Below are 5,578 nucleotides of genomic sequence, written 5' to 3' on the forward strand. Positions count from 1 at the left end.
TAGCCGAACGAGAGCATCCCGGCCGAGGCCAGGTAGGCAGCGCGCTGGTCGATGGTGACCAGCCGGGTCACCCCGTCGAGATCATCGTCATCGGGAATCCGGGACCAACCGGCTGCAGGTTCGAGATCGCTGCGGGGGGCGCCGTCGATCGGTGGGACCGGACCCGCGGCGGTGACGACGATGCCCTTGCCGCTCTGGGTGCGTTCGCGGCGGATCTTGTCGAGGATCGCGGCGCCGGTGCGGGCCGGGGTGGGGCCGGGCAGTGTGCCGAGGTGTTTGGCGGACCAGGCCAGGCGGCGGCCGAGCTCGCGGGCGGCGGGAAGGTCGTCGTCGGGCAGGTAGGTGCCGGCGGTCGGGGAGCCGAGGATGCCCATGTCCCCGACTCGGTTGCCCCAGCCGAAGTCCTTGTTCCAGTATGTCCATACGTACGGTTCGAGGATGAGGTCGACCATTTGGGTGGCCTTGCCGAGCTGACGTTTGAGGTGCACGACGAAGCCGGGATCGCCGCGCAGCTCCCAGCCGGCGGCGATGAGCGGCGGCAGCGTCGCGGCGACGGCCTGGGTCAGGTCCGCGGCCGCGCGGCGGCGCAGCTGTTCGAGGTCGTCGACGTCGTCTTCGCTGCCGGGGTCGATCGTCCAGCCGAGTCGGGCGCAGGAGTCGATGCCGACGAACCACACCTGGGCGGTGAGACCGTGTGGGGTCAGGGCTGCCCAGTGGATCAGCTTGTCCAGCTTGTCGATGGTGTCGACGGGGCCGGTGAGTCGGGCGCCGGAGGGACTGTAGGTGGCTTCGGCGGTGACGATGAGGGCGTGTCCGTCGGCGTCCGTGCCGGTGGGGAGGGATTCCCAGGGTTTCGGGTCGTCGGTGTTTTCTGTGTTCGGCTGGGTGTCGTCGCTTGTTTGGTCGCTGTCGGGGTCTGTGTCGGTGCCGGTGTCGTCGGGGGCCGGATCGGTCGTGGTGTGGGTTTCGGTGCGATTGTGGTCGACTACGTCGTCCTCTACCCGATCCGATTCCACGGATGTCGAGGCATCGGGTGGGGCGGGCACGTCGGTGTGTTCGGTGTCGGGTTCGGGTTCGACATCGAAGAGCGTGAACTGTTCGTTGTTTCGGCTCATCGGGGCTCCGCAGGGATTCGCATGAGGGTGTGACCGCGTGAAGTGCGCGGACGGTGATCGAAGGCGCCGGATGGGAGTGGGTCGCGGCACGGTGTCCCGCAACCAGCCGGTGGGAGTCCGGCTGGTTGCGGAATCATCTTGTCCACGAACGCAAATCGGCTAGCGGAGACCGAGAGCGTCGATGAGTGCGCGTTGTTCGTCGTTGGAGTAGTGCTTACGCACGGCGGCAGCGAGGACCGCCGGGTCGACGGACAACTTCTTCAGTGCCTGCACCACCTTGTCGGCGGGTTCGATCGGCGCCGACTCGTCGGGATCGTCCTTCGTGGGCGTATTCGGCTGGGAATCGGCCGGTCCGGCGTCGGCTGTGGACTTGTCCGACTCCGGGTTCTGCGCGGCTTCCCATGCTGCGACCTGGTCCTCGAGGGGCACCTTGGCGAGCGAGCGGGCGTGCCGGATCGCGAGATCGCCGGCGCGCAGCGCCGCTTGGAGTTCTGGTGCGAGTTTGAGCAGTGCGCGGCGCTGGGACACCCATCCCTTGGAGCGTCCGAGTTTGGTCGCGGCGGCGTCGGCACTGCCGAACTCGGCCACCATCAGCTCGACGGCCTTGGCTTCTTCGAGGACGTCGAAGTCCCGGCGGTCGATGTTCTCGCTGGTCGCCGCCCAGAGGATCTCCCCCTTGTTGACGGCGATGCTGTCTCGGACGACAACATCAAGACCGGGGCGGCCGTACTTGACGGCAGCGGCCAGGCGCCGGTTTCCGTTGACGACGATGTACTTGGCGGGACCGATCTCGACTTCGTCCTCGGGCCACAGTTTGAGCCACGCGGCCCGGCTGACGGCCGTTCCGGGTTGCAGCTGCCGATCGGTGATGGTTGACAGATCGGACAGGTCGCCGACCTCGTCGCGGGGATTGCGCGGGTTGGCGACGAGCTCGGCGACCGGCACATCGGCCAGGAACTGGCCGTCGACGGGCTCGGTCGTGACGGGCTTGGGGCTCACGGTTCGCTTGCGGTCGACCGGTGAGTTGTCTCCGACTGCGCCGACCAGCGAAGCGAAGTTCGCGCGCCCTCCCTTGGGGGCCATCAGCGGCCGCCGTCCGCGAGTTCGAGGCTGAGTTTGTAGAAGTCTTCGCGGGCCTGGAGGGAGACCCGGTTGGTTTCGTACTCGGTGACGACCCGACCTTCGGCGGCGGCGCGGGTGTGCACCTTGTAGTGGCGCACGACGGTGCGGGCGAGGGGCCAGCCGTTCGCCTGGACGAATTCCCGGGTCTGGTCGAGGTCGACCTTTCCGTCCCGCGGGTCCCAGTTGTTCACCACGACAATGAATTTCTTGCCGAGAGGTTCGAGGACCTGCTTGATGGTGCGGGCGGTCGGGTCGAAGCACAGCGGTTCGGGTTCGATCGGCACGATCACCAGGTCGGCGACATCGAGGACGGCGCGCAGGGCGTCACCGGAGGTGCCGGCCCCGAGGGGGTCGGTGCCGTCGTCGTTGCCGGACAGGTCGATCCAGCCGGGGGTGTCGACGTAGACGTGTTTGATGCCGGGGAGTTTGTCGAGGTTGCGCAGGACCTCAAGGTTGTCGTGGACCTGGTCGATCAGGAACGGGAGTTCTTCGACTCGCGAGGCCCACCAAACCGCCGAGCCCTGGGGGTCGACGGAGATCGCCGCGACCGGGGACTGCACGTCGTCATCTTCGCCGGAGGTGAGGACATCGGCTTTCACTGCGGCCAGATTCATTGTCAGGGTGGATTTTCCGACCCCACCCTTTTGATTCAGCATGACATGCACAGCCATTGGGATACCCTCCGTATGCTTCACCCCCGAGGGGGCTACTTCGGACTTGCACCACCACGTTCCGGTCGAGGCGGCGATTGCGCTTCCACTGTAATGGGTTTGAGACCATTTTTGGTGGATTGCGTCGCTCTGCACAATAGATCTGCGTGGGTCTATTGTGCAACCGGGCAGTATGATCCCCGGCATGGTCCGATACCTGACGTTGCACGAGTTCGCCGACCGTGTTGGGATCGCGTACAACACCGCGAAGGGCTATCTCCGCAAAGGTGTTCTGCCGCAAGCAGATGCAGAGATCGGGCCCAAGCTCGGCTGGCTTCCCGAGACCGTGGACGAGTGGATGGCGAGTCGCCCTGGGCGCGGACGGTGGGGCCGCGACGACCTTCCCCCACGCTGAGTTCCGATCCTCTTGGCGCCCAAAATTTCTCGAGATTTCTCGAGCGCCATCGGCGTGTCGCCTTCCGAATCGGGCATACCTGTGCGAAACGTGCCTCGCACATCTGCCCTGACCGACTTTCCGGCACCGGATTACACCACCCAGTTTCGTCACTGTGACGGATATGTGCGCGGGTCAGCACTCCTATCGAGTCCTGGCCGATCGCGAAATGCCTACTTCCGCTACCGAAATGGCCGCGAAGCCTTCGTACTACGGTGCAATCACGGAATACGAGTCCGATACTTCCCGCGTGATCGCTTGCCACCCCGACCGGTCGACCGACCTTGTGGTGGTTTACCGCGGTAAACGACCCGTCCTGCACCGGAGGTAGCAATGGTCGTTCGAAGCTGCGACTCCCCCGAGACTTCACCGGCACCGGGCTCCATCGTGTCGGAGAAATCCGCTACAGAACAGACAGGCCACCTCGATTCAACTCCGCGCCACCTTGTCGGCCGGACCTGTGCCCAGCAGACAGCGATGCCCGGACCAGGCCTTCATTCAGGGCTCTTCCCGTCTCGCGGAACTGCAGCGACACGGGAAGAGGTACGACTGGTTTACCGCGGTAAACCGACCGGCCCGTCGCCGCGGACATCGCCTTCGTGCTACGACTGCGGGGCCAACCGCGCCCGGACGACCTGTCCAGGATGCCACTCCCCCGGTTTACCGCGGTAAACCCGAGACTCAGTGACGGCTCTCGCCGCAGTTTCGTGCGAGCATCTCAAGGGCACGAAGAGTGATCCACATCGTTTACCGCGGTAAACCAGCAAGACCGACAGGTAGCAGCTGTGCCGGCAGGATCCGTGGCATCGCTCCATTGTCGCAGTCGATGAAGAACGCCGACATTATCGACATGGTTCCCCGCGGTCAACATGTACAGCGCTTCTCGAAGACCGAGGCGAACACCACCATGGGCCGGCGGGTGTTAGTGGTTTACCGCGGTAAACCGAGCCCTCATCACCGGGCATCGTGTTCTGGCGTCGGCTTCTGGTGTCGGCGAAACGTGGGACTCCCCACTCGAGGGCTGCCGCTCAGGCACACCACTCCCCTGGTTTACCGCGGTAAACCAGGGGAAGACTTGGTCGCGCCGGTTCCACGATGGGATCTCCGCCTAGCCTCGTGCACGCGCATCGACGTTGCCCGGCGGCCCGCACGCGTTCCGCGCGGCAAAGTACCTAGGGACAGGAGTCGGTGGTTCGGCCTGTTCGGCGCTGAAGGCACCAACCTTCTGCAGATGTCGACGAGTCTGTTCCGACGTGTTCGGCGCGGTTTACCGCGGTAAACGAGAACCCCGACTTCCTGTTCGGCGTGCCGGGAAGTCTGAGGCGGTGACCTTTCCCTCGGAGGATACTTCCTGGTTTACCGCGATGAACCGGTTCACGTCTATGGCGTCGGGGCCCCTTCCCGCCGACAGCCATGTGTGGCACGCCGCTTCCGAGTGCAACAGATCAGGGATACCTCTCCCCCGGTTTGCCGCAGCAAACGTGACCTCAAGCCATCCGTTCCACAACCTCGAAGGATCTCCGCCGCAGACTTGCCTCCACGCCGGCCCCGAGCTCTCCGCGGCACGAGATGTTTACCGCGGTAAACCGAGCCGCCCGGGGCACTTCCTCGCTACAAACACTCTGACGGCAGGAGCAAAGGGCTACCCTTCGGCGTGATCTCGGTTTACCGCGGTAAACCGGTCCGGGTGTGCGGTGCTGGTGCAGGCGCCGTCTGACGCCGACGACGGGAGGCTAACAGCCGCCAGTCCAGCGAATGCAATGTCGGCGGGCTGACCTACAGCTGTTTACCGCGGTAAACAATGTCAGCCGGAGCAACCTGCTAGTTCTCGAAGCCAAGAGTTCGGAGGGTTGTTGCCGAGTTCGCCATCTCTTCGGCGGAGGCGGGTGTGAGACCTGTGTCTTCGGGCTGGTTTACCGCGGTAAACCAGCCCCCTGCATCGCTCCTGGGCGCGGCCGGGTCACGCCGTCTTCGGCGAGGCAACTCCTTCCGTCGCGTTGAAAACGCGGATACCGCCGCTTCCGGTTTACCGCGGTAAACTCAATCCGGCTACGCGCGTCGGCGCGATGATGGATCTTCGCCACCATCGACGCTCTCGATCGTCGCCAGCCGACACACGGTGTTTACCGCGGTAAACCGGTGAGCCCCCACGCCACATCGGACCGGTCGTCCATCAGCTCGAATCTTCCGTTGCAGCGTCACCTCCGGCGCCTGCTGCCGGTTTACCGCGGTAAACA

At 64.9% G+C, this 5,578-nt stretch carries 3 protein-coding genes and 1 pseudogene; 1 reads left to right on the forward strand and 3 read right to left on the reverse strand.

The features are described 5' to 3' along the window. From I0Q12_RS34345 to I0Q12_RS29790, 3 genes and pseudogenes are all read right to left on the reverse strand, one after another. Positions 1-1,115: pseudogene (locus tag I0Q12_RS34345) on the reverse strand (hypothetical protein); the annotation flags it as partial. 159 nt (positions 1,116-1,274) lie between these two features. Next, positions 1,275-2,198, reverse strand: a complete 924-nt coding sequence (locus tag I0Q12_RS29785) for a peptide transporter (RefSeq protein WP_197257385.1) — start codon at positions 2,196-2,198, stop codon at positions 1,275-1,277. Then, on the reverse strand, positions 2,198-2,908 hold the full coding sequence (locus I0Q12_RS29790) for a ParA family protein (RefSeq protein ID WP_197257387.1): 711 nt from the start codon (positions 2,906-2,908) through the stop codon (positions 2,198-2,200). Before I0Q12_RS29790 ends, I0Q12_RS29785 begins: the two co-directional genes overlap by 1 nt. A gap of 184 nt (positions 2,909-3,092) precedes the next feature. Here I0Q12_RS29790 and I0Q12_RS29795 point away from each other — a divergent pair, with 184 nt between their 5' ends. Further along, complete coding sequence (locus I0Q12_RS29795; protein ID WP_197257389.1) at positions 3,093-3,302, forward strand: AlpA family transcriptional regulator; 210 nt, start codon at positions 3,093-3,095, stop codon at positions 3,300-3,302. Positions 3,303-5,578: the final 2,276 nt, after the last annotated feature.

This window comes from Rhodococcus sp. CX, from assembly GCF_015865005.1.
In the GTDB taxonomy this organism is placed as follows: Bacteria; Actinomycetota; Actinomycetes; order Mycobacteriales; family Mycobacteriaceae; genus Rhodococcus.